Raw genomic sequence first — 23,440 nt, 5'->3', positions numbered from 1 at the left:
TCGCGGCACCGCTTGATGGCGGTCAACGCCGTCACCGGCGTCGGACGTAACGTGGAGCCACGCCGACATCCTGCGCGCCTGCCATCGACTACGAGCAACCTGCCATGACCGATATCGTGACCGTCACGCTGAATCCGGCCGTCGATGTCTCGACGTCGGTCGAGCACATCGTCGATACCCACAAGCTGCGCTGCGCACGGCCGCGGCGCGACCCCGGCGGCGGCGGGATCAACGTCGCCCGGACCGTTCACCGGCTCGGCGGCGATTGCGTCGCGTTGTACCTGGCCGGCGGGCCGACCGGCGACGTCTTGACGCTGCTGCTCGAAGCGGAGCGCCTGCCGGCGGTGCGCATCCGGATCGCGGGCGAGACGCGCGAGAACGTGTGCGTGACCGAGACCGCGACCGGACGCGAATACCGCTTCCTGATGCCCGGGCCGCCGGTCACGGAGGCCGAGTGGCGGGACTGCGCGGCCCGCATCGACGCCGTGCATCCCGCGCCGCGCTACCTCGTGCTGAGCGGCAGCCTGCCGCCCGGCGCGCCCGACGACCTGTATGCGACGCTCGCGCGAACGGCCCGGGCACGGGGAAGCAGGGTGGTCGTCGATGCGGCGGGCCGCGCGCTGCAAGCGGCCCTCGAGGCCGGCGTTCATCTCGTGAAACCCAGTCTCGGCGAACTGAGCGCGCTGGCCGGCGAACCGCTCGACGACACGTCGGCCTGCCGCAAGGCGAGCGAACTCGTGGCGCGAGGCCAGGCCGACATCGTCGCGTTGACGCTCGGTGCGCGCGGCGCCTGGGTCGTCACGCGCGACCGCACGCTGCGCCTGCCCGCCAGGCCGACGGCGGTATGCAGCACGGTCGGCGCCGGCGACAGTTTCGTCGGCGGCATGGTCTGGGCGCTGGCGCGCGGCGTGCCGTTCGACGACGCGTGCCGCTACGCGCTGGCGGCATCGTCCGCGTCGGTCGAGCATCCGGGGACGGCGCTGTGCACCCGCGACGACATCGAGCGGATTCATGCCGAACTGGTTGCGCAGGCAAGCTGACGGTTCGCCGGCTGGACGCAAGCACGATCGCGTCGATGCGCGATCGATCATTGATCTGGCTCAGCGGTATTCGCGCCGCGATCGCGAAAAATGGGGCAGCCATTCCACGAGGTCCGCCATGGCCGTTCGCTCGATCGCCTGCCTGCTCCTGCTGTCGTGCGTGTCGGCGGTGTCGTCCGCCGACGTCGCAACCGTCGACTCGCCACCGCCGCGCGTGCTGATCCTCGTCTATCACCGGTTCGCCGCCACGCGCCTGGATTCGATGACGGTGCGTACCGAAACCTTTCGCCATCAGCTGCAGGCAATCGACGCGAACGGCTACCGCATCGTGCCGCTTGCCGACGTCGTGCGCTGGCACGGCGGCCAGGCCGATGCCGTGCCGGCGCGTGCGGTCGCGATCACGGTCGACGACGGTCATCGCTCCGTCTACGACATGCTGCGTCTGTTGCTGGCCGCCCGTCCGATGCCGGTCACGCTGTTCATCTATCCGTCCGCCATCTCCAACGCCAGCTACGCGATGACATGGGACCAGCTGCGCACGCTCGGGCAGGCCGGCGGGTTCGACATCGAGTCCCATACGTACTGGCATCCGAATTTCCACACCGAGCGTGCCCGGCTCACGCCGGACGACTACCGGCGCTTCGTGTCGTTCCAGTTGATCCGGTCACGAGATCGACTCGAGTCGGAAACCGGTAAGCCGGTGAGGCTGCTGGCCTGGCCGTTCGGCGTCCATGATGCGCAGACCGACCAGTTGGCCGCCCGCGAAGGCTACGTCGCGGCGTTCACGCTCGACGCGCGCCCCGTGCGCGTCACCGACCCGGCAATGGCGTTGCCGCGCTATCTGATGACGGACGACTGCGACACACGGTGCATGAACGGATTGTTGAGAACCGCCGGGGGAAACCGTGATTGAACGCTTGATCGTCTGCCTGCTCGTATCGCTCGCCGGCTTCGCCGCCCGGGCGGCGCCCGTCACGATCACCGTCGTCGATGCCGCGAACGGGCAGCCGCTTGCGGGCGCGATCGGCCATGCGGCGGGCGCGATCGGCCATGCGGCGGGCGCGAACCGGACCGCCGATCGCGACGGCGCGTTGTCACTGGAGATCGACGCGGCGGGGACACGCGTGAGCGTGCGGGCGCCCGGCTACGCGCGAACCGAAGCGACGCTCGCGCCCGCCGAGGGCGCGCAGACGATCCGGATGACGCCGGTGCGTCCGAAAGCCGTGTATCTGTCCGCCTACGGCGTGGCGGACCACACGCTGCGCGACGCGGCGCTGTCCCTGCAGGACAAGACGGCGATCAACGCGCTCGTCGTCGACGTGAAGGGCGACAGCGGCGTGACGCCCTATCGCAGCCAGGCGCGCGACATCTCCGGTGCCGCGAGCAATACCGAAGGTGCCATCGTTCGTCCGCCCGATCTGCCGGACCTGTTGCGGACGTTCCACGCGCGCGGTCTTTACGTGATCGGCCGCATCGTCGTGTTCAAGGACGACCCGCTGGCGCGCGCGCATCCCGAATGGGCCGTGCGCGACGCGGCGGGCGGGATCTGGCAGGACCGCGAGCATCAGCGCTGGATCGACCCGACGTCGCGGGCGGCCTGGCAACACAATTACGATATCGCCGAGGAGGCTGCCCGCATGGGTTTCGACGAAATCCAGTTCGACTACCTGCGTTTCCCCGACGCCAACGGTCTCCGGTTCGCCGAGCCTAATACCGAGGCCAACCGGGTCGCGGCGATCACCGGATTCCTGACCGGCGCGCGCGAACGGCTGCGGCCGTACAACCTCTACGTGTCGGCCGACATCTTCGGGTACGTCTGCTGGAACGCCGACGACACCGCGATCGGGCAGCGGCTCGACGCGCTCGGACCGGTCGTCGACTATGTGTCGCCGATGCTGTATCCGTCCGGCTTTACGTGGGGCCTGCCCGGCTGCCGGAAGCCGACCGAGCATCCCGGCGAGATCGTTGCGCGGTCGCTGGCCGAGGCGAAGCGCCGGACCGGCCTGGGCGATGTCCGGTTTCGGCCGTGGCTCCAGGCGTTTCGCGATTATGCGTTCGATCGCCGGCCGTTCGATGCCGACGAGATCCGCGCACAGGTCGACGCGGCCGACGCGGCGGGCACGGACGGCTGGATGCTGTGGAACCCGCGCAATCGCTACGATCCTGCCGCGTTGCCGCGCTGAGCGGCACGGGCAAGGCGGCGCGAATGTTCAGGAGACGAATCGATCATGCGGTGGAATGACGAACGTTATCCGCCTTCGATGCGGCATCTGCCGCCGCCGGTTCGCGGCAAGGCGATCGAGATGGCCAGTGCGCTGCTGCGGCAGGGGCGGACCGAAGGCAGCGCGAGCCGCATCGCGATCGCGCGGGCGAAACGGTGGGGGGATGCGCGCGCCGACTTGCGCGGGCGCTCGCGCGGGTCAACGTGACGCGTGGCTGCACGACCGCCATGCCGTCAAAACTGGGCCGTACACCGCACCGGACATTCGCGCGCGGTCATCGCCGGATGCCACCGCGCGGCCAGCATGCACGCGGCGAGCATGACGGCGACCGCGATGCCGTGCACCGGGTTGCGCAGGCACGACGCGACCTGCTCGCTTCTCCCCACACCGAACAGGCACCACAGGCAGAAGTGCTCGCAGTTGTTCGTGAGCAGCCGGTAGCGGCATTCGCCGAGGCGCGATGCCGCGCGGCGCGCTACCTCCGTTCCGTCGTACGGCGTGCGCGCGTGGCGGATGACCGCGAGCCCGAAACCGGCCCGGAAGCCGTCCAGCGTGACGACCTCGACCGGGCCGCCGCTCGCACGGCGCGACCATCCCGCGTAATGAATCACGTTGCCGTCGCCGATGTAGATCCCGTGATGCACGTAACCGGGGCGGCGGGTCGCGAGGTGCGCACCGACCGGTGGTTCGCCATCCGGCATGGCGTCGTCGGCGCGTGCTGCGGTCGGATCCATCATCGCCAGCTCCTCGGTCCTGCGGCGGCGGGGTGGAAGAACCAGGCGCCGGCCGCGAAAGCATTGCGTCCTGTCACGTTTCCAGTATTGGCAGCAACGCTTCGCGGAACAATCAGCGTGGCCTGAGCTTGCTGTCCGACGTCGGGCCGCCGTGTCGGAAATTTCCGACGAGCCCTGCAATATCGGCTGACAGCCGTCACGGACGATTGCGCCGTCCGCATGCTGTTTCCCCGAGTTTTCGGGTTTGCCGCGCGTTCGGGGCGGGTCGGGCGCGATGACCGTCTCGCGCGCCCGTCCCGCATCACCCGGCTTCGAGAGACGCGCACTTGACTTGAGTCAACGGGAAATCGACGTTCCGCGCGACGCTGACAGCGTCGTCGGCTCGCCCGAGCGACGTCACCGCACGCGCCCCGTTCCGCGACCGGACGGGCGGCATGGCAGCCCTGCGTGCTCGATCAGGAGAGTGAAGATGTGGACCGGAACCGTGAAGAGGCTGCTGCTGGCAGCCTGCCTGCTGAATCTCGTGGCGAACGCGCTGGCTGAAACATCGCCCGAGCCGATCGTGCGCAACGGCGTCGCTTATGTCACCGGCGGCATCGGTCAGGACGAGGTCGCCGCGTTTCGCGACGTCGCACCGCGATACAACCTGCGGATCACGTTCGCCTCGAAGCGGGGCCATTATCTTTCCGATGTCGACGTCACGCTGTCGTCCGGCAAGTCGACGATGCTCGACGCGCATACGAGCGGGCCGTTCCTGTTCGCCCGCGTGCCGCCGGGGCGATATACGGTGTCCGCGCACGACCGGGGCGTTCAGGAGGTGCGGCACGTCGTCGTACCGGCGCGCGGCGCCGTCGACGTGCGCTTCTACTGGCACGACCCCGAACGGCAAGGGGCGATGCGTCTGTGTAGCGGGTGTGCCGGATCGCAGCAGCAACCGGCGCGCTAGCCGTACTTTCGATCGCGACCGGCGAAGCGGCAATGCGCGGCGTGCGCGCCGTCGGCGTCGCGGATTTCGGTGCCGAACGCGGTAGCGCCGGTTTCGTCGGCACGAAGAAATGGATGCGGTGAAACCGGCTCGATCGCTACGGTCCCGCTGCGCCGCCGCGCCGCTGCGCCGCTGCGCCGCTGCGCTGACCGGCGCGCTGCTGTTCGCGCTTGCCCCGGCCGACGTGCGGGCGGAATCCGGCACGGCCGCAACGATCGACGAGGCGATCGCCGCCGAGATCGCCGACGGCCGTCTTGCCGGTGCGGTCGTCGTGTCGGGCGCCGCCGCGCATCGCCCGGTGCTTGTGCTCGACCGCCCGGACCCGCTGGGCGGCGATACGTTCGGCGGCCCCGTGGCCGATGCCGGGCCGGCCACGTTCACCGGGTACTTCCCGTTGCCGCTTCAGCCCGGCATGACGCTCGGCGAACTGGCGCGGCTGTTCAACGACCGCCTGCATACCGGCGCGGCACTGACCGTGGTGCTGATGGCGAACTACGCCCGTGCGATGCGCTTCGACGACACCGGGCCCGGCCGGGTGCCGCCATCGCCGAACCTGCGCGATGACGCCGCGCTGTCGCTCTACCCGGAGACAGGGCTCGTCGAAGGGGCGGCGGTCAGCGTCGGGCGTGGCACCGCGACACCGTTCGGCGTGGTCGGCGCGCCGTGGATCGATGGGCACGTCCTCACCGACGATCTTCGCGCGATGCGGCTGGACGCGACGTTCTCGCCAGTACGCTTCGTGCCGACGGAGGAGCCGCATCGCGGCAGGATATGCGAAGGCGTGCGCATCGAACGGCCGCAGGGCCCGGCACGGCCGGGCGTGATCGGGCTGGCACTCGCGCTGGCGCTGCACCGGCGTTACCCGGTGCAGTTCCGGATCGACGCGATCCGCGCATCGATCGGCTCGCGCGAGGTGGCGGACATGCTGGAGGCGGGCGGTCGCTCGACGAGATGGAACGCGTGGTCGAGGCGCAAAACGCCGCTTTCGCGCGCGAGCGGGCGTCGTTCCTGCTGTATTGAGGCAGGAACGCCTGCCGCGGCATGGGCAGGCAAGTCTGCCTGCGATGTCAACCGGAGCTGCGCGGGCGATGGCCGCGCCGAAACGTCAACCGGCGTTCGTTGAAAAGCGCGCGCCAGTCGAGCTTCATCAACACGAACACGAGACCCAGCAACACCAGTTGCGTGACGACGAAGTATCCGCCGAGATAAGTGCCTTCAAGTTCGGATTCCACGTCGAGCCGGGTCGACGCGAAGCGGCCGAGATGCGCCCAGATCGCATAGGTCGTCGCGCGGCCGAAGAAGAAGGCCGCCGCGATGATCCTGAGCGGCAACCCGGACAGTCCGTACGCAATGAACAGATAGTTCGACGGAAGCGGGCTCAACGCATAGAAGAAGAACGCGCCGGTGGTGAGCGTTCGGTGCCTTCTCAGCCAGCGTGCGGCGACGTCGATATTTTCGCGATCCGATTCCCGCATCCAGCGGGAGCGGACGAGCGATCGTGCGAAGGTCGCCAGAATCACGCGGCCGGTCGTTGCCGCGCCGGCCGCCACGATGGCAAAGATCAACGGATTGCCGTCCGGCAGGTTGAACCCGACCCACGACATCGCCATCCAGGTAGGCGGGGCGAACGCAGGCATGAGATTCAGCAGAAGAATCAGCAGAAAAAGTATAGCCAGCGTCAGCACGATTTCGATTCCAGGCCATCCGGTGTCACGGTTCAATTTTGCTGACGAAAGGGGCCGGCGGCTTGACTCACGTCAAGCAACGCGCCGTGCCGGCATGTCGCGGGACGCGCATCGTGCTGACCCATGTCAACGGTCGAACCGCGACGCTCCCTAGACTGATGTCACGCCGTCTGCAACCTGAACAGGATGCAGTGAACGCCTCCATGCACGGCGATCGGAACAATCGTCATGTCGCGCATTCCCTGGTCGATCGATCTTGCGTTGCTGATTCTGGCGGCCGTCACGCTCGCTGCAGGAGGCGCGTGCATTGCGTTCGGCCTGCCTTCGTTCGCACGCGTCGTCTGGCTGCTGGGCGCGCTGCCGGTCTTGTTCGCGTTGACGGTATCCGTTGGCAGGGCCGTGGCGAGGCGGCAAGCCGGCATCGATGTGCTGGCGTGGCTCGCGATCGGTTTGGCGATCGCGCTCGACGAGACCCTGACTGCCGCGGTCATTGCCTTGATGCTGGCAAGCGGCCGGACGCTGGAGCGGTATGCGCAAGACCGCGCGCAACGCGAGATGACCGCGCTGCTCGCTCGCGCGCCCCGGCAGGCAACCCGGTTCGAGAACGGCGAATGGCGTTCCGTTGCCGTCGAGACCCTCGTTCCCGGTGACAGGTTGCTCGTACGAAGCGGCGAATGCGTGCCGGTCGACGGCACGTTGACGGATGACGCGGAACTTGACGAATCCATGCTGACGGGCGAGTCGTCCATCCAGCGGCGGCGCTCGGGGGAAAACGCATGCAGCGGCGCGGTCAACGCCGGCGCGCCGTTCGACATGGTTGCCCGCACGACGGCGGGCGACAGCACGTTTGCCGGTATCGTCCGCATGGTCGCCCGCGCGCAGCGCGAGCGCAGTCCGTCCGTGCGCCTCGCGGATCGATATGCCGCCTTCTTCGTGCTCGCGTCGCTGCTCGTCGCCGGCATCACCTGGGTGCTGACCGGGGACGTCACCCGTGCGCTCGCCGTGCTCGTCGTGGCCACGCCTTGTCCGTTGATCCTCGCCGTCCCGGTCGCCATCGTGTCGGGCATGTCGCGTTGTTCGAAGCGCGGCATCCTGGTCAAGGGCGGGGGCGCGCTGGAACGCCTCGCGCAAGCGACGATCCTGTTCTTCGACAAGACCGGGACGCTGACGGGAGGGCGGGCCCGCATCGTGGCGATCGAATGCGAGACGGACGTCGGGGCGGTCGAGGTGCTGCGTTTCGCGGCGTCGTTGGGCCAGGCTTCGGGGCACGTGATTTCGGATGCGCTGACGGTTGCCGCACGGGAACGCCGGATCGATCTGTCGCCGCCGTCGGTCGTCGTGGAAACGGCGGGCGAGGGCGTGACGGGCCGGGTCGGCAACCGGACCGTCGCGATCGGCAAGTTCGGGTATGTGTCCGCCTGTTCGACGATCGCGCCGTGGAGCGACGCATTCCTCAAGCGGGTCGGCAACGAGGGCGGGGCTGCCGTGTTCGTCGGCGTCGACGGCATCATGATCGGCGCGATCCAGATGGCCGACCAGGTGCGGCTGGAAACGCCGCGGGCGTTGCGGCTGTTGAAACGAGAAGGCGTCGAGCGCCTCGTCATGCTCACCGGCGACCGGCGGGACATCGCCCAGGCCGTCGGCGAGTTGCTGGGTGTCACCGACGTGCGTGCCGAGCAGACGCCGACGGACAAGCTCGTCGCGATCCAGGCCGCGCGCAAGGAGGGCGTGATGATCATGGTCGGCGACGGCGTGAACGACGCACCGGCGCTGGCGGCCGCCGACGTCGGTATCGCGATGGGGGCGCGGGGGGCGGCCGCGTCATCCGAAGCGGCCGACGTGGTACTGCTGGTCGATCGGCTGGACCGACTCGTGGATGCGATCCGTATCGCACGACGGTCGCGCCGAATCGCACTCGAGAGCGTGGTGGCCGGCATGTCGCTGTCGGTCGCCGCGATGATGGTTGCGGCGGCCGGATTCCTGCAGCCGATTGCCGGCGCGGTGATTCAGGAAGTCATCGACGTCGTCGTCATCGTCAATGCGTTGCGCGTGTCGCTGGTTCGCCCGAGGCCGACGAACGCCCGGCTCGACGATGCCGACGTCGAGCGGCTCAGGCGCGAGCACACGGCATTGTCACCGTTGCTGGACCAGATCAGGGATCTCGCGGATCGCTTGCCGCGACTATCCGGGGCCGCCGTCGCCAGCGAGCTGGTCCAGATGATCGACTCGCTCGACGAACGGCTGCTGCCGCACGAACGCGCCGACGATCGGGACGTCTACGCGCGCCTCGCCCCGCTTCTCGGCGGCGAGGACCCGCTGGCTGCGATGAGCGGCGCGCACCGGGAAATCTTCAAGATGGTCCGATCGCTCCGGCAGATGGTCGCGGACCTGCCGCGCGACGGCACGAACGCCATGCAGGTGCAGGCGATACAGCGCCTGTTGTACGGACTGGAAGCGATCGTGCGCCTGCATTGCGCCCAGGAGGAGGAGCTGTTCCACGCCGTCGGAGCGGATGCGTGACGGCGAAACGCATCACGCATGCGGCGCACTCACCAGAAGAACCGGCGTTTTCGCGATGCGTGCAACGCGTCCGGCCACGCTGCCGACGAGCCAGCCCGTGACGCCGCGCCGCCCATGGGTGCCCAGGACGATCAGGTCCGCATGCCATTCGAGCGCGTCTTGCACGATCAGGTGAGGCACGTCCGCACCGGTGCGATCCGTTCGAATCAGTTGCGACTGCGCGCGCCCGGCGGGTGGGCCGTCGAGCAGGGTCATGGCCTTTTTCAGTACGTGATTGCCTTCGCTGATCAACGCGCCTTCCAGCGTCTCGACGGGGACGAAATCACCCAGCGATGTCGGGCGATCGAGCACGTAGATTGCCCGGCATTCGGTGTCGGGTCGCGAGAATTTCAACCCCGTTCGCAATGCGTGGAACGCAATCGCGCTTCCGTCGACGGCGAACACCATCCGCCGCGGCAGGTGTTCGGCAACCGACGCGAAACCGTCCGGAACGATCAGCAGCGGGCAGCCGACGAGCTTGCCGAGCGGGCCGGAAACCGTGCCTTCGATCCAGCCGAGCAGGCCGTGATGCTGACGTGTGCCGACGATCAGGAGGTCGGCCTGCCAGGCTTGTGCGCTGTCGGCCAACGCATCCACGACATCCCCGCCACGCGTGGCGAGGTCGATGACTTCCGTGTCGACGACGAGGTCGCCGCGATCCATTGCGGCTTTGGCGCGCGACACCGTATCAGATGCATCCCCGAGCAACTCGGCGCGCGCAGATTCGAGGAACGCCATGGTTTTCGATCCGAGCGGGACGAGCGTTCTCGGATTTTCCGCAACGCTAATGATGTGCACCGCTGCATTCGACGGGAGGAACGCTTTGGCATACGCGAGCGCGTGAGCGGATGCCGTCGAACCGTCGACGGCGATCAGCACCCGCTGGAGAGCGGGTGCCGCGTGGAAGGGGGAAGTGCTGGTGCTCATGAATGTCTCCCGCGGGCAACCGGCGATCGTGCATATGCAATTTTTCGCACGGGCGGTCTTCACGGGTTTGACCTTCGTCAAGCCAAGGTTTTGCGGGCAGAAGGAAACATGAACCACATCGTTTTCGACCACACGTATTTTTGTTCCTCGGCAAGTCATGTTCCGAAAACGGAATGGCTCGCTGTATCAACAGGCGGCCCGGTCTGATGCCGTGTTCGCTGCGGCACGGGGCGACGGTGTTTTCGCTTCCGCCACGGGCGTGCGGCCTGGGTGAACCGGTCGTGGCACGACCGCCGTGGTTGTTGCACCCCGGTGTGCGGGAAATGGCTGCCTGTCTCGTCCGCTATATAGCGATCCGGGTCGAAGGAAAAACCTGTTTGAGCACCATGAAAGTCCGAATCTGACACACGCCGGGAAGACAAAGAAGCTGCTCGGCATGGAGTCGGTTGAAGCTTTCGCTACCGCGGGTGCACAGCATCATGAAGTAGTCGAACTCGCCGGTCACCACGTGGCATTCCACGCATCCGGATACGTTCTGGGCCGCTTTTTCAAACGCGGAAAAGGATTCGGGAGTCGACCGATCCAGCACGACGCCGATGAGGACGACCATGCCTGTGTCGAGGGCAGGAGCGTTGAGCAACGCGACGATTCCTCGGATCAGACCCAGACTCTTGAGTCGTTCCACGTGGCGCAGACAGGCCGGCGCGCTCAAATTCACCTTCGCCGCCAGCGCAACGTTCGAGATCGATGCGTCCTTCTGAAGGGCTCGCAGGATCGCTTTTTCCGTACGGTCAAGCGCGACGCGGCTCGCGTCATCGGGGTGAGATTTGTCGAGAAATTTTGTTGTCTATTTCATCGATTCAAAAAAATAACCATTCGTACGGATGGCGGAAATTGCATTTCAAGGCACGACAACGAACGCATGTTTGCAAGCACGTTTCGTGGTCAATTAACTAGAATTTCATCGTGCCCGGTCGCCCTGACGACATCAGGCGTCGGAACCCACCGACCCATCTTTCGGAGAACTTCCGTGAACCTCGATCGCTTTCCTCGCCACAAGTTGACCTTCGGCCCCACCCCCATCCATGAGTTGCGCCGTCTCAGCACCGAGCTGGGTGGCAAGGTTCATCTCTATGCGAAACGCGAAGACTGCAACAGCGGTCTGGCGTTCGGCGGCAACAAGACGCGGAAGCTCGAGTACATCGTTCCGGACGTTCTGGCGAGCGGAGCCGACACGCTGGTATCGATCGGCGGCATCCAGTCGAACCAGACGCGTCAGGTCGCGGCAGTCGCGGCTCATCTTGGGCTGAAATGCGTGCTGGTTCAGGAAAATTGGGTCAACTACTCGGACGCCGTGTATGACCGCGTCGGCAATATTCAGATGTCTCGCATGATGGGCGCTGACGTTCGGCTGGTCAGCGACGGTTTTGACATCGGCATTCGTCCCAGCTGGGAAGACGCAATGGAGAGCGTTCGCAAGGCGGGAGGGAAGCCGTATCCGATCCCCGCCGGTTGTTCCGAGCATCGGCTCGGCGGCCTGGGGTTTGTCGGTTTCGCGGAGGAAGTCCGCGCCCAGGAAGCTGAACTCGGATTCAAGTTCGATTACATCGTCGTTTGTTCGGTGACCGGCAGTACGCAGGCCGGCATGGTCGTCGGGTTCGCGGCGGACGGACGCGCGGATCGCGTGATCGGGATCGATGCGTCGGCCAAACCCGAGCAGACGCGTGAGCAGATTCTTCGCATCGCACGCCAAACCGCCGACCTCGTGGAACTCGATCGGCCGATCAAGGACGCGGATGTGGTGCTGGACACGCGCTACGGGGGCCCCGAATACGGCCTCCCGTCGGAAGGTACGCTCGAAGCGATTCGACTGAGCGCGAAGACCGAGGGGATGTTGACCGACCCGGTTTATGAAGGCAAGTCGATGCACGGGATGATCGATAAGGTGCGCCGGGGCGAGTTTCCGGAAGGATCCCGGGTTTTGTATGCGCATCTCGGCGGCGTCCCCGCACTGAACGCCTACAGCTTCTTGTTCAAGAACGGTTAAGGCTTGGCTGCGTTCCGCCTGCAAGATGGAGTCGGAAGCGATGGACATACAGACAATTCGGTCTACCGACTGACGGTCTATTCGCGTCGCCCCTACGCGGGGCGGCGGTCACTTTTCCTTGTCTTCCGAGGAAAGGTAACCAAAGGAAAGGCGCGTCCCTGGGCAGACGCCAACGGGGCCTGCCCAGGTTCGTGTTCTCTTGATCGGCCGCGGTTCGTGACATGCCGGCACTGGGTGGCGACGAGCCGGTACGAAGCCGCCGCGTATCTACTCGGCCGTATGCAACTGCTTGATCAATTCGCCAACGAAGTCCGCCAATACGGTGGACAACACGCGTCCGGCCAGCGTCTGGATCTGGATCGCGCGTAACGACATCCCCGGATGATCGATCGGAATTGCTACCAGGCCGTCCGCCGTCAGACGTGCCTGCACCGTCATGCGGCTAGTCAGCGACACCACACCGGACATTTGAGTGAACGCATACAGCGTGCTCGAGTTGTTGCAGGTCAGAACGGGCTCAAAGAGCAGATTCTCGAGGCTGGCGGTCGTATCGAAAAGTTGGCGGATCGTCGTGCCGCGGTCCAGCAGGGCAATCGGGAAATTCCGCAACTCGGCCATCGACACGGTCGCGTGCCCGGCCAGCGCGTGAGTGCGAGGCACGACGGCGCAAATGGGCGCGCTTTGCGTGTACTCGACGTTGATCTCCGGCTCTCGTACGACACCGAAGGTCAGACCGATATCCGCTTCGCCACTCCGTACGTGTGCCGTCACATCGCCAGGCGCAGTCACTGCGACCTCGAAACAGGTACCGGGTGACCTTTCCAGGAATTGCGTGATGGCGCGAGGGAGAACATCCCGGGCAAACGCTTCCGACGCCGAGACGCGGATGGTGCTTCGATCGAATGAGTTCAGCGCCTTGATCTCCTCGATCACCTGCTGACCTTCGAGCAGGGTTCTCCGGACATGCGCGGCCAGCAGCTCCCCGGCCTTGTTGGGGACCATGCCACGCGCCTGACGCTCGAAAAGCGGGCAGCCGATCTCCTCCTCGAGCTTCGTGATCTGGCGGCTGATCGCCGAGATCGAAACGTGCAACTTGTCGGACGCCTCGCTCAGCGAACCGGTGTTTGCAACGGCAAGGAAGTATCGGAGTGCAGCGTTGTGCATGACGGGCCGCCAAGTTTGCGTTATCGGAAAGCGGGGCAGGCGAAAAAGTCAATTGTAGTGCGCATTTTGGTTCCGTACGCTTGACTCATCAGGGTTGAACACACCGCTCTTCCACGATACACGCGAGGATCACGATGACGCGCCGCCAAGCAATCGACTCTGCCACAAACTATTTCGATTCGGGTGGATTCCTGAAAGATCTCGCGCGTCGCGTCCACATGATGACGGAAAGTCAGGATTCCGGAAGATTGAACGAGCTTCGAGCATACCTCGTCGACGAGATTGCCCCATCGATTGGCCGTATTGGTTTTGAGTCGCGTATTGTCGAAAACCCCGTTGAAGGGCATGCGCCGTTTTTGATTGCGACGCGTATCGAGGATCCCTCGCTTCCGACGATGCTGATGTACGGGCACGGTGATGTCGTTCGTGGTTATGACGGACAGTGGATGGACCAGATGTCGCCATGGAACATTACGGTTGAAGGAGACCGGTGGTTTGGGCGGGGCACGGCGGACAACAAAGGGCAACACACCATCAACCTGGCCGCGTTGGAGCAAGTCATCGAGGCCAGGAATCGACGTCTGGGTTTCAATGCGACGCTGCTGCTCGAGATGGGGGAAGAGACAGGATCGCCTGGGCTACGCACGGTGTGCGAGCAGCACAAGAACCTTCTCGCGGCCGACCTTCTGATCGCTTCGGACGGCCCCCGGGCCAGATCGAATATCCCCTGTGTTTTTCTTGGGTCTCGCGGATTCGTCAACTTCACGCTTTCCGTCCGGCTCCGTTCGGGCGCCCATCATTCCGGAAATTGGGGAGGGGCGCTCAGCAATGCCGGAACCGTACTCGCCAACGCCATTTCATCGCTCGTCGACGGGCGTGGGCGGATCCTCGTCGACGCGCTGTTGCCGAAGCCTATTCCGGTTGCGGTACAAACAGCGCTGAAGAATATTGCCGTCGGCGGCGGTTCCAACGATCCTGAGATCGACGGTAATTGGGGAGAACCTGGCTTGACGGCTCAAGAGCGTGTCTATGCATGGAACGCCCTTGAGGTACTGGCCTTCACCACCGGTAACCCGACCAGCCCGATCGGGGCGATTCCTCCCGTTGCGCATGCGCATTGCCAACTCCGATACGTCGTCGGTACGGATTGCGAGCGTATCGAAGAAGTTCTACGGCGTCGCCTCGACGCGTGCGGCTTCGACAGGGTCGAGGTTGCGATCGGCGAGCGGATGGGCGCCACGCGTCTGCCGCCGGAAGATCCGTGGGTCGCATGGGCGCTCGATTCAATCGAGCAGACGACGGGAAAGCATCCCGATTTGCTTCCCAATCTTGGCGGGTCTCTGCCAAACGACGTCTTTTCCGAGGTTCTGGGCCTTCCAACGATCTGGATTCCGCACTCGTACGGAGCCTGCTCCCAGCATGCCCCGAACGAACACCTGCTTGGAAGCGTCGCTCGTGAGGCGCTGCAGATCATGGCCGGCATATTCTGGGATCTCGGGGAGTCGGCATCCGCCGTCCGAGATCGACGCAGGGAAGGAGCACGTATCGACCGGGCATAAGACGCCCATTTTTAATGCACTTGTTATCGTAAGTTAACGGAGAATGAGATGCGTACGATGGAAATGGTGGATGCCGCGCCGGCAAGGGAACGAGCGCCAAACGTTTTTCGACTGGTGTCTGCCGCAACCGTCGGCAATGCGTTGGAGTGGTTCGACATACTGATTTACGGATTCTTCGCCATCTCGATCTCAAAGGCTTTCTTTCCGGCGTCGAGCAGTGGGGTATCCCTGCTTCTGACCTTCGGGACATTCGCGATCTCGTATTTGGCCAGGCCGATCGGCGCGCTCGTGCTGGGTTCGTATGCGGATCGTCGCGGTCGCAAGGCGTCGATGATGGTTTCGATTGTTACGATGATGGTCGGCACGACGACGATCGCACTGACGCCGAGTTACGAGTCGATCGGGGTGACCGCACCGATCCTGGTGATCTGCGCTCGATTGCTTCAGGGTTTTTCCGCGGGTGGCGAATTTGGCAGTACAACGGCCTTTCTGGTGGAGCAGTGTCCCGAACGCAAGGGATTGTTCGCCAGCTTCCAGTTCGCGAGTCAGGGATTGAGCTACATGCTCGCGGCCGGTTTTGGTGTTCTCCTCACCTTGACCCTGGATGGAGACGCGATCGACTCATGGGGTTGGCGCGTGCCGTTTCTCTTTGGCGTGCTGATCGGTCCCGTCGGCCTGTACTTGCGAAAGCACGTGCATGAGAGCGATGGCGCAAGGCATGAAAGGCCAGAATCGTTCCCGGTAAGGGAGGTGTTCGTCAATCAGAAAACCAGAATGTTGTTGGCGATCGGTACGCTCGTCCTTTCCACTGGCGCCAGTTACGTCATTCTTTATATTCCGACCTACGCGGTACGCGAGCTTCATCTGCCTGCCAGTTTCGGCTTCATCGCAACGATGTTGACCGGCGGCATCCTGACGTTCGTCACGCCGTTCGTTGGCTATCTTTCGGACAAGATCGGCCGCGTTAGACTGATGACCTGGGCCGGGACAGCATTTATCTTGACCATTTATCCGGTCTTCAAATTGCTTGGGGCGCATCCCGATCTGGGAAGGCTCATTGCGATGATGGCCTGGATCGGGACGCTGAAGGCGGTCTATTTTGGCGCACTACCCGCGTTGATGTCGGAAGTATTTCCGACAGGAACCCGGGCGACCGGTATGGCTATCAGCTACAACATCGGCGTCACGCTGTTTGGCGGCTTCGCGCCGCTGATCGTCGCATCGTTGATACATCAGACAGGCAATTTGGCATCGCCGGCGTTTTACCTGATGCTGCTCGGCGTGCTGAGTTTGAGTGCATTGCGGGGATGCCGATCGATGTTGAATCTTCGATAGGCAGCGCATCGAGCGATTGCTTCACCGGATGCGGTCCGAGACTGTTTCGATGAAATGCGAGGCGAGGTCGGAATGAGTGCAAGGAAACTGGACGCGGTATCGTTGGAGGCCTCGATGTGGAATTGGCTGTTGCCGCCTTCGGAGCGGGCCCGCGTGTGTGTCGTCGTTGATCCAAGCCCTGGCGTGGCCGCGGTTTCAGCGACCGTAGCCTCCTTGACGGCGGTGCCGGAGGTGGCGCTTCTCCAGATTGACGATCCCGCTGATGCACACCGTGCATGGAGCGAGTCGCTGATGTCGGGCAGCATGTCCAATGCGTCGAAGACGAGCGGGGATGACCGGTTGAGTCAATTGCCGCGAGGCGTGCCGTTGCTATTGTGGTCGACACGTCCGCAAGACCTCGACTGGCTCGGCAGCATCGAAGGAAACAGGGTGAGTGCTCTCGTTACCGTCGAGGGCGACGGGGTCGAAATGCAAGTATCTCGTCTTCTCACGCTTGTTTTGAAGGAGTTGAAGCAGGCGATCGCCGAGCACGTATTAATTTACTGATGCGATAAAAATGGTCTTGCTTCGGAGTGTGGTTTTCTGGATTTATTCGAGTCATTTCAATGACGGAGAACGGGCCCGGTCGCTACGGGATTCCTGCGTGTATGCAGGAACGACATGCGCGACCAGGTATCCCGCTACACGCGATGTCGGCTTGTTTTACGCATGACGGGCAGCGGACTCGATGCAACGCCTCGAATAGCCGAGTTGGCTTGAAAGATATTCGACGATTCTCGTTCCGAGGCGAGATCGGTTCAGTCGACACCTGGTAATCGGCATGACGATGCGCGCGAAGTGCCGGGTACGCGCCCGCGCTTCGCGGGCAGAACATATGTCCGCCTGGAGTGGCGCTACGGGAAAGCGCGGATCTTGTCCAGAACGGCATCTTTCCTCACGTTTATTCGATGCGTGACGATAATAAAAATACTCAGTAAACCGAATTAATCACGTGTCTTGAATTCATCAATTTTTCATCAACATGAACGAGTGAAAGGTATGTTGACCGTTATTTCGAAGTTGAACATCGGCAAGCGGCTGGGGCTCGGTTTTGCCTTGGTATTGGCGATGTCGTTGATCGGGATCGTCATCGGACTGATGCGTTTGTCTTCCGTTGCCCAGGCAACCCGCGACCTGGTCGCCAAGCCGTTGCAGACCGAACGGCTGGTCAATGACTGGTCCCGGCAAATCAGCGTCGCGGTTACGCGTACTACCGCGATTGCCAAGAGTGCCGATCCGGGGCTGGCCAGCTATTTCAACGACGAAGCCATTGCTGCATCGAAAGTGTCTGCGGCGAAGCAAACGGCCATCGAGGCGCTGATGACGTCGGGCACGGAAAAGCGCTTGTTCGCTGCCATCGGCGAACAACGCGAGCTTTTCCTCGCTATCCGGGATCGGATCTATGCGTTGAAGAAAGAAGGAAAAGCGGAACAGGCCGACCAGTTGCTCGAACAGCAGTTCATACCGACCGCGCGGCAATTGGTCGAAAAAGTCGACGCGTTGGTGAAGTACCAGCGCGTGGAAATCGATGGACTCGCGGCCGAGATCGACGCAAATTATCAATTCGGGCGCACGTTGATGATCGCGTTCGGCGTGGTCGGCATGCTGCTGAGCGTGGTATGTGGATGGCTGATCACCAGCAGTATTACCCGGCCGCTCATGCGCGCGACGGACGTCGCGCATCGAGTGGCCAGAGGCGACCTTAGCGTTCGTGTCGATGTTCATGGCACGGACGAACTCGGCCAATTGCTCGGCAGCTTGCGTGACATGCAGGCTGCACTTCTTCGCGTGGTTTCCAATGTGCGCCGCGGCTCGGATAACCTGGCGGCGGCGAGTGCCGAAATCGCACAGGGCAACGACGATCTCAGCTCCCGCACGGAGAGCCAGGCCAGTGCGCTCGAGCAAACCGCCGCGTCCATGGAAGAACTGAGTTCCACGGTGGCCCGGAATGCCGATAACGCTCACGAAGCGAATCAATTGGCCGTGAACGCGTCCACGGTTACCGCGCAATGCGGCGAAGTGATCAACCAGGTTGTGGCGACCATGAAGGGCATCCACGACAGTTCCCATCGAATCTCGGATATCACGGGTGTCATCGACAGCATTGCCTTTCAGACGAACATCCTGGCCTTGAATGCCGCGGTCGAGGCTGCGCGTGCCGGCGAGCAGGGCAGAGGTTTCGCGGTCGTTGCCAGCGAGGTGCGCAGCCTGGCCGGACGTTCGGCCGATGCGGCCAAGGAGATCAAGAAGCTGATCGGCTCGAGCGCGGGGCGCGTCGCTCAAGGCTCGGCGGAAGTCGAGCGCGCGTGGGTGGCGATGACCGAAGTCGTGAACTCGATCCGTCGCGTCACCGAGACGATGAGCGAAATCAGCGCCGCCAGCACCGAGCAATCGCTCGGCGTGGCCCAGATCGGCGAAGCCGTCGGCCAGATGGAGCGTACGACGCAGCAAAACGCCGCGTTGGTCGAGCAAACGGCGGCAGCGGCCATCAGTCTGCGTCAGCAGTCCCGGGAACTCGTGGAGGTCGTGTCGGTTTTTCAGCTTGGACGAGGGGAGGGGGCTGTAGAGCCGAGCGTATTGTCGAATGGAAGGGGCGGTGCGCTCGCGAGCACGGCATGCGGGCGCACCGTCGCGCTGAATCGCGGTCAAGCGAACGCGGACGAATGGTCCGGTCCCTTGATGCCGGATGTTGCCCGACAGCGCGTCGGGCAATGCGACGATCGAATCGTAGCGCGCGGAAAGGCGGTCTGCCTGCGCACCCGCGTGACTCAGTGTTTCCCGCTCCGCAGTCGTGGCTTCCCATTGTCGACGCACGAATTGCTCGTGTCGAATCGGCAACGGGTTCCGCAGCCCGATGTCGTCGTGTCAGCCTCGATCGAGCATCGCACGGTCCGGCATGCGTCCGTCCATGGAGTGTCGGGTCAACGCGTCCTGGATCGCCCGGGCTTCTCCCATTGAACGCCGACCAGATAGAACCGGCTCATCCGCGCGCTTGCAGATGCAGGTCACGGCGGACGATAGGCGTGGCATGCCGTTCTCCCTGTCCGGCGCATGATCGGCAGATGGAAGCCGCGAGCCGCCGCCGAGGCGCTGCTCGGCGATGCCCGGCCGGCATCGGGCAGGGCACCGGTTGCCGGTGCCCCGTTTACTTGTCGTACCAGGTGTGGATTTTCGACGCGCCCTGTTGCTGCAGGTATTGCTGAAGCTCCTGCTCACTGCGGACCGACGTCGTCTGGTTGATTTGACGATCGGTGATATCGAGGCGGTCGCCGACACGTTTCGCGGACACCAGGTGGCCGATGCCCGAATCGCGCTGCATGCCGAGCGCGAACTGGTGACCTTCCGGGAATTGAGCCAGCCCCTTGACGAGATCGTCGGCGGTGCCCTGGCGATGCTCGACGTTGCCGTTGTTGATGTGCTTGAACGCGGCGGTCACCGTATCGGGCTGCATGCCGTGCGCACTGATGTCGTTCACGTCCTGCTCCGACAGCCCGAGCTTCTGCACCACCGTGGGTTCGGACCAGCCGGTCAGGGACGCGATGGTATGCAGGCCGCAATCGTTCTGCGTGCCGGCATGAAACGGCGTGGTGCCATTGTCCGCACCCATCGCGGGGCCCGTTGCACCTGCACCCCGCTTCGGGCGAGCCATCGCTGACAAATCGGAAAGCTATCCTAACGATGCGGCAGGCGCCCGCGGTTTTCCTGCGGGATGCCCGGCCGGGCTGTCCTGCGTGTGTTCGGAAACGGCGCCGCTGCGGGTGGACGAAATTTTCATGATGGACGTGCTCCAGGAAGAATCGGGAGGGTGCCGGCGGCCCCGGGCCGGACAACGGCTTCCAGGGGAAGGTGCGACGGTCGCCGAACCTGTCGGACCGAGTGTGGTGGATGCATCGATCTTGCCCTTGCGTGAGCGATCGCCTTACCTTAAAGTAAGGAATATAGGAGGTACCATCATGACAGCAGCAACCATCACATCAAAGGGTCAGGTCACGATTCCCGTGGACGTGCGCAATCAGCTTGGTTTGCAGGCCGGCGACCGGATCGAGTTCAGCTTTAACGAGGGAACTGGCAGGTATGAGGTCTATCCGGCCACGCGGTCGCTTGCGTCGCTCAAGGGCATCGTGAAAAAGCCCGCGAAACCGGTGTCGATCGAGGAAATGAATCGAGCCATCGCGGACCAAGGAGCATCCGCGAAATGATCGGATTGGATACGAACGTGCTGGTCCGCTACTTCGCCCAGGACGACGACGTACAGTCGAGGAAGGCGACGGCGCTGATGGAGTCTCTGTCGACCGAGCGGCCGGGATACGTTTCGCAGGTCGCCTTGGTCGAAGTTGTGTGGGTGCTCGGGCGGTGCTACGGCGTTGAGCGCGAGCAGATGAAGGACATCATCGACTCGATGATCGGCACCAAGGAACTGGCAGTTGAAGGTGCGGACACGGTGCGAAAGGCACTTCGCGTGTACGCGGCATCTTCAAAGGCGGATTTCGCAGACTGCCTGATCGAGCGTTCCGGCCATGCAGCCGATTGTGAGTACACGGCTACCTTTGATGTCGGGGCCGCCAAGGTCGCAGGGATGCAGTTGATCAAGTAATCGCCGTGCAAGCCGATAAACAGGAAACCAACCTGGCGCGCTAGCCAGTGCTCCGCACGGCCGGCAGCCGAAGCAGGTGTACAAGCTGAAAAAGCTTTCTTCATGGCGTGCAGTGTTGCGAGCGTGGCAATTGGCGCCGCCTCGGCAGTAAACGCAATGGATGGAAGCTACGAAGTTCGTTGGGAGTCTCCTACGCTGGAAAAATCGGACCGGCCGGGCCAGCAGCCCGATACCGGGCGACCAGCCGTTCAATCTGCCGTCGACTGATCCCGAGCCGCTCCGCGGCCCGCCAAGGCATCAGACGCTGCTCGACCACAGCTTCCACGACCTTCAGACGATCCAGCTCCCGCATGCTCATGGTGATCAGTCCAGGAGTGCTCCGGAGGAAAAGTGTGAGTGTGTGGATCTCGCAGCGACAAGGGTTTGCGGGTAGGAGGAAACCTAAACCACATGGTTTTTTACCGCACATATTTTTGCTCCGCGGCACGTTTGACTCGGCACGACGAGAAAGACTATGCGGTTGAGATGTACGTCTTTTTTCCGTCGAACAAAAGTATGCGGTTGGGATGTAGACGGGCTTTGGGGTTGAAAATCTATGCGGTTGGAGTGTGGAACAGGTCTTGGATGGTCGGCAGAGGCTCGTTTTGCTCCGCGACTTCCTCTTCGAGGCATCTCGCCGAGTAGTTTGCCGACTTGACAGAGCAACCTCAACATTACACTTTGCAAACTTCGAGCAGCTTTGCGTTGACCTGCTGAGCGCATCGAGTGCCTCAGCAGGTGTACTGGCTACGACCCTCGTGGAATTGCATCAGCAGGAGTGGCAACCCGTTTTGCCATTGCTTCCAGGACTACCTATACGACGAAGCGAGGTACCCCTTTTGCACTCGGGCATCTTGGGCTTCAAAAGCCACCATATTTTAATCATCTCATGCGCTTTTCTGCCTCATAATTCATCAACTTACGGGGTACGCGGCAACGTGCGCTGCCTATTTTCGGAGTTCGGCGAGGGCTGCGAGCCGCGGGTCGGTTTCTGACGTCTCGGGAATGGAAACCCACGTTTCGGTCCCGTGTGGCCGGTATTCAAAGCCGAGACTCGCAAACAAGGCCGAGCAGCACGGGAAAAGTGCTTTAAGCTCGAGAATCGATTGCCAGTCGGGGCGCCGTGCGTCCAGGTCCAGCAGCGTCACGTAGCATTGTTCCCAGGCATCAAGCATCCCGTATTTCTTGAGCAAGGCATGCTCGAGCGGGGCCTCTTCGAGGAGCGTCGTGTGCTGTGCAGCCAGTACCCCAGCCGCGTACCCAAAGCACTGGGCCAGAAATTTCATTTTCGGTACTGCGAACGCGAGCAGGTCATCGAGTCTCTGATGACCTCGGTAGCGCCGAATTTCAGTTATCAGTTGCGGCCGCACGTCGTTGACGGAGTCCCGGAGCAGGTCGAGAAAGAGCCGGGGTTCGGACCAACTGCCGAATGAATAACGGTTCGCGTAGAACTCATCCCACATGGTGAGAGCGGGACCGTAGAAGTTGTTCTCGAAGCGTGTGAGCGTGCTTTGCTCGGGATAAAGGTCTAGAAGTTGCTTCTTGAATATGAAATCGTCGACGTGGCACAGCTCGTGCCGAATAGTCTGTTCGGCCCACGCGTTGCCTGGTTCGTCATAGGCGGCCAATGCCAGCGCAACTGATTCATCAAGCACAAGCTCCGGGCCGGCCGCGGTGACGACCATCATTCCGATGCTCAAACCACTGGCTTCGCGAGTGGGCTTTGGGACGCCGGTTGCGTTGCCGACCGCGTCACGCAGCCCTTGCTCATAATCGTGGTGGAACGTTATACCCTTGAGGCCCTTGAAGGAAACGCCCTTGCGCTCATCACGCATCATTTGCGCGAACACCCGCACGCGCATGCTCGCTGCGTTAGCGAGGTCGGAATTACCGTGCCAGTTAAACGTAATAGGACAGTTAATGGCTGGGTCCTTTTCGAGGCCACGTATCAAGTCCTGCACGCGCTGCTCAACCTCGGGAGAGGTTTTCATATTGTGGGTTCCGTCGTTTATCGTAGAGGTCAAGGAATGAGATTCCGTTCAAGGTTGGTGTCCGTGCACGCGAATTGTGGCACGACCTGGTCCTCATGTCGCCGCTGGGCTTCCGGAAGGGCAGTGCTGTTTTGATTCCTACACGCGAGTGGACGAACGGCTGTTGGATATCAAAAAAGACGTCACAAATTTCCGGCTAACCCGAAGAGCCGCTCACGAGCAGTGACGGCTGGCTGGATTCGTCGATAATCAGCCATGGAGCGATGTTCAACCTAAGCTGCGGGTGGACAGTTAAGCGGTGGTAGAACATCGAAAGCAGTCACTGGAACGGGCAAACTCGCGGATGGTTCATCGACCAAATTGGACAGCGGGAGGTAACTGGGACTGTGCTCTTTGCTAGGAATCAACCATCATCGAACAACGCCTCACTTGTACAACTATTGAGCAATAGGTGATTATCTAGATCCGTCGAAAAATCTCTTCCGCGTATAACAATCCAATTGTTGGGTTATCATTGCTA

19 protein-coding genes and 3 pseudogenes are annotated in these 23,440 nt (G+C 63.0%); 14 read left to right on the top strand and 8 right to left on the bottom strand.

Annotated elements, in window-relative coordinates:
• The first annotated feature begins 104 nt into the window (after nt 1–104).
• From HWX00_RS12060 to HWX00_RS12045, 4 genes are all read left to right on the top strand, one after another.
• Nucleotides 105–1,040 (top strand): 1-phosphofructokinase family hexose kinase, encoded by a 936-nt coding sequence (locus tag HWX00_RS12060; RefSeq protein ID WP_175028199.1) that lies wholly within the window; start codon nt 105–107, stop codon nt 1,038–1,040.
• A gap of 118 nt (nt 1,041–1,158) precedes the next feature.
• Nucleotides 1,159–1,953 (top strand): polysaccharide deacetylase family protein, encoded by a 795-nt coding sequence (locus tag HWX00_RS12055; RefSeq protein ID WP_175028200.1) that lies wholly within the window; start codon nt 1,159–1,161, stop codon nt 1,951–1,953.
• Entirely contained in the window at nt 1,946–3,223 is a 1,278-nt protein-coding gene (locus tag HWX00_RS12050; protein ID WP_175028201.1) for a putative glycoside hydrolase, read from the top strand. The genes HWX00_RS12055 and HWX00_RS12050 overlap by 8 nt, the downstream gene beginning before the upstream one ends.
• Nucleotides 3,224–3,268: 45 nt before the next feature.
• On the top strand, nt 3,269–3,469 hold the full coding sequence (locus HWX00_RS12045) for a hypothetical protein (RefSeq protein ID WP_069706194.1): 201 nt from the start codon (nt 3,269–3,271) through the stop codon (nt 3,467–3,469).
• Nucleotides 3,470–3,495: 26 nt separating this feature from the next.
• Here the strand turns inward: HWX00_RS12045 and HWX00_RS12040 are convergent, their stop codons facing one another.
• Nucleotides 3,496–3,999: a lecithin retinol acyltransferase family protein gene (locus tag HWX00_RS12040; protein WP_175028202.1), complete on the bottom strand. Its 504-nt coding sequence runs from the start codon at nt 3,997–3,999 to the stop codon at nt 3,496–3,498.
• Between the two features lie 466 nt (nt 4,000–4,465).
• On the opposite strand from HWX00_RS12040, the gene HWX00_RS12035 reads away from it, so the two are divergent.
• A complete protein-coding gene (locus HWX00_RS12035) occupies nt 4,466–4,942 on the top strand; it encodes a hypothetical protein (protein WP_034192142.1) in 477 nt (158 codons plus the stop codon).
• A 313-nt stretch (nt 4,943–5,255) separates the two neighbouring features.
• A pseudogene (locus tag HWX00_RS12030) lies at nt 5,256–6,001 on the top strand (exo-beta-N-acetylmuramidase NamZ domain-containing protein); the annotation flags it as partial.
• Nucleotides 6,002–6,048: 47 nt separating this feature from the next.
• Here HWX00_RS12030 and HWX00_RS12025 read toward each other — a convergent pair.
• Entirely contained in the window at nt 6,049–6,666 is a 618-nt protein-coding gene (locus tag HWX00_RS12025) for a hypothetical protein (protein ID WP_175028203.1), read from the bottom strand.
• 228 nt (nt 6,667–6,894) lie between these two features.
• Here HWX00_RS12025 and HWX00_RS12020 point away from each other — a divergent pair, with 228 nt between their 5' ends.
• Nucleotides 6,895–9,186, top strand: coding sequence for a heavy metal translocating P-type ATPase (locus tag HWX00_RS12020; RefSeq protein WP_175028204.1), 2,292 nt, complete (start codon nt 6,895–6,897; stop codon nt 9,184–9,186).
• A gap of 12 nt (nt 9,187–9,198) precedes the next feature.
• On the opposite strand, the gene HWX00_RS12015 is transcribed toward HWX00_RS12020, so the two are convergent.
• Nucleotides 9,199–10,152 carry a universal stress protein gene (locus tag HWX00_RS12015; RefSeq protein ID WP_034192145.1) on the bottom strand — a complete coding sequence of 318 codons (954 nt, stop codon included), beginning with the start codon at nt 10,150–10,152 and terminating at the stop codon, nt 9,199–9,201.
• 343 nt (nt 10,153–10,495) lie between these two features.
• A pseudogene (locus tag HWX00_RS12010) lies at nt 10,496–10,963 on the bottom strand (Lrp/AsnC family transcriptional regulator); the annotation flags it as partial.
• A 219-nt stretch (nt 10,964–11,182) separates the two neighbouring features.
• On the opposite strand from HWX00_RS12010, the gene HWX00_RS12005 reads away from it, so the two are divergent.
• Complete coding sequence (locus tag HWX00_RS12005; RefSeq protein WP_034192147.1) at nt 11,183–12,199, top strand: 1-aminocyclopropane-1-carboxylate deaminase; 1,017 nt, start codon at nt 11,183–11,185, stop codon at nt 12,197–12,199.
• A gap of 267 nt (nt 12,200–12,466) precedes the next feature.
• Here HWX00_RS12005 and HWX00_RS12000 read toward each other — a convergent pair whose 3' ends face one another.
• On the bottom strand, nt 12,467–13,363 hold the full coding sequence (locus HWX00_RS12000; protein ID WP_175028205.1) for a LysR family transcriptional regulator: 897 nt from the start codon (nt 13,361–13,363) through the stop codon (nt 12,467–12,469).
• A gap of 134 nt (nt 13,364–13,497) precedes the next feature.
• Between HWX00_RS12000 and HWX00_RS11995 the strand changes: the two genes are divergently transcribed.
• The 4 genes from HWX00_RS11995 to HWX00_RS11980 all read left to right on the top strand — a co-directional run bounded on the left by HWX00_RS11995 (nt 13,498) and on the right by HWX00_RS11980 (nt 19,254).
• Nucleotides 13,498–14,922: a M20 family metallopeptidase gene (locus HWX00_RS11995; RefSeq protein WP_175028206.1), complete on the top strand. Its 1,425-nt coding sequence runs from the start codon at nt 13,498–13,500 to the stop codon at nt 14,920–14,922.
• A gap of 48 nt (nt 14,923–14,970) precedes the next feature.
• Nucleotides 14,971–16,257: an MFS transporter gene (locus tag HWX00_RS11990; RefSeq protein ID WP_034192150.1), complete on the top strand. Its 1,287-nt coding sequence runs from the start codon at nt 14,971–14,973 to the stop codon at nt 16,255–16,257.
• A 72-nt stretch (nt 16,258–16,329) separates the two neighbouring features.
• A complete protein-coding gene (locus HWX00_RS11985; RefSeq protein ID WP_124669478.1) occupies nt 16,330–16,803 on the top strand; it encodes a hypothetical protein in 474 nt (157 codons plus the stop codon).
• Nucleotides 16,804–17,295: 492 nt separating this feature from the next.
• On the top strand, nt 17,296–19,254 hold the full coding sequence (locus tag HWX00_RS11980; protein ID WP_244131168.1) for a methyl-accepting chemotaxis protein: 1,959 nt from the start codon (nt 17,296–17,298) through the stop codon (nt 19,252–19,254).
• 187 nt (nt 19,255–19,441) lie between these two features.
• Here the strand turns inward: HWX00_RS11980 and HWX00_RS11975 are convergent, their stop codons facing one another.
• Nucleotides 19,442–19,903 carry a hypothetical protein gene (locus tag HWX00_RS11975; RefSeq protein ID WP_175028207.1) on the bottom strand — a complete coding sequence of 154 codons (462 nt, stop codon included), beginning with the start codon at nt 19,901–19,903 and terminating at the stop codon, nt 19,442–19,444.
• Between the two features lie 346 nt (nt 19,904–20,249).
• On the opposite strand from HWX00_RS11975, the gene HWX00_RS11970 reads away from it, so the two are divergent.
• Together HWX00_RS11970 and HWX00_RS11965 are read left to right on the top strand one after the other, a co-directional pair.
• On the top strand, nt 20,250–20,495 hold the full coding sequence (locus tag HWX00_RS11970) for an AbrB/MazE/SpoVT family DNA-binding domain-containing protein (RefSeq protein ID WP_034192153.1): 246 nt from the start codon (nt 20,250–20,252) through the stop codon (nt 20,493–20,495).
• Nucleotides 20,492–20,890: a PIN domain-containing protein gene (locus tag HWX00_RS11965; RefSeq protein ID WP_034192154.1), complete on the top strand. Its 399-nt coding sequence runs from the start codon at nt 20,492–20,494 to the stop codon at nt 20,888–20,890. The genes HWX00_RS11970 and HWX00_RS11965 overlap by 4 nt, the downstream gene beginning before the upstream one ends.
• A gap of 208 nt (nt 20,891–21,098) precedes the next feature.
• Here HWX00_RS11965 and HWX00_RS11960 read toward each other — a convergent pair.
• A pseudogene (locus tag HWX00_RS11960) lies at nt 21,099–21,248 on the bottom strand (helix-turn-helix domain-containing protein); the annotation flags it as partial.
• Between the two features lie 628 nt (nt 21,249–21,876).
• Entirely contained in the window at nt 21,877–22,920 is a 1,044-nt protein-coding gene (locus HWX00_RS11955; RefSeq protein WP_175028208.1) for a hypothetical protein, read from the bottom strand.
• Between the last annotated feature and the right edge of the window lie 520 nt (nt 22,921–23,440).

The organism is Burkholderia seminalis DSM 23518 (assembly GCF_902832885.1).
GTDB classification, from domain to species: Bacteria; Pseudomonadota; Gammaproteobacteria; order Burkholderiales; family Burkholderiaceae; genus Burkholderia; species Burkholderia seminalis.
The sequence above is the reverse complement of the archived record's forward strand: the minus strand, read 5'-3'. Positions and strand labels throughout refer to the sequence as shown.

What these genes read in the sequence shown, in the direction of transcription:
- HWX00_RS11980 (WP_244131168.1), top strand. Translation starts at nt 17,296, where the DNA reads ATGTTGACCGTTATTTCGAAGTTGAACATCGGCAAGCGGCTGGGGCTC.
- HWX00_RS11990 (WP_034192150.1), top strand. Translation starts at nt 14,971, where the DNA reads ATGCGTACGATGGAAATGGTGGATGCCGCGCCGGCAAGGGAACGAGCG.
- HWX00_RS12015 (WP_034192145.1), bottom strand. Translation starts at nt 10,152, where the DNA reads ATGAGCACCAGCACTTCCCCCTTCCACGCGGCACCCGCTCTCCAGCGG.
- HWX00_RS12055 (WP_175028200.1), top strand. Translation starts at nt 1,159, where the DNA reads ATGGCCGTTCGCTCGATCGCCTGCCTGCTCCTGCTGTCGTGCGTGTCG.
- HWX00_RS12060 (WP_175028199.1), top strand. Translation starts at nt 105, where the DNA reads ATGACCGATATCGTGACCGTCACGCTGAATCCGGCCGTCGATGTCTCG.
- HWX00_RS12000 (WP_175028205.1), bottom strand. Translation starts at nt 13,363, where the DNA reads ATGCACAACGCTGCACTCCGATACTTCCTTGCCGTTGCAAACACCGGT.
- HWX00_RS11975 (WP_175028207.1), bottom strand. Translation starts at nt 19,903, where the DNA reads ATGGGTGCGGACAATGGCACCACGCCGTTTCATGCCGGCACGCAGAAC.
- HWX00_RS11955 (WP_175028208.1), bottom strand. Translation starts at nt 22,920, where the DNA reads ATGAAAACCTCTCCCGAGGTTGAGCAGCGCGTGCAGGACTTGATACGT.
- HWX00_RS12035 (WP_034192142.1), top strand. Translation starts at nt 4,466, where the DNA reads ATGTGGACCGGAACCGTGAAGAGGCTGCTGCTGGCAGCCTGCCTGCTG.
- HWX00_RS11995 (WP_175028206.1), top strand. Translation starts at nt 13,498, where the DNA reads ATGACGCGCCGCCAAGCAATCGACTCTGCCACAAACTATTTCGATTCG.
- HWX00_RS12020 (WP_175028204.1), top strand. Translation starts at nt 6,895, where the DNA reads ATGTCGCGCATTCCCTGGTCGATCGATCTTGCGTTGCTGATTCTGGCG.
- HWX00_RS11965 (WP_034192154.1), top strand. Translation starts at nt 20,492, where the DNA reads ATGATCGGATTGGATACGAACGTGCTGGTCCGCTACTTCGCCCAGGAC.
- HWX00_RS12040 (WP_175028202.1), bottom strand. Translation starts at nt 3,999, where the DNA reads ATGATGGATCCGACCGCAGCACGCGCCGACGACGCCATGCCGGATGGC.
- HWX00_RS11970 (WP_034192153.1), top strand. Translation starts at nt 20,250, where the DNA reads ATGACAGCAGCAACCATCACATCAAAGGGTCAGGTCACGATTCCCGTG.
- HWX00_RS12045 (WP_069706194.1), top strand. Translation starts at nt 3,269, where the DNA reads ATGCGGTGGAATGACGAACGTTATCCGCCTTCGATGCGGCATCTGCCG.
- HWX00_RS11985 (WP_124669478.1), top strand. Translation starts at nt 16,330, where the DNA reads ATGAGTGCAAGGAAACTGGACGCGGTATCGTTGGAGGCCTCGATGTGG.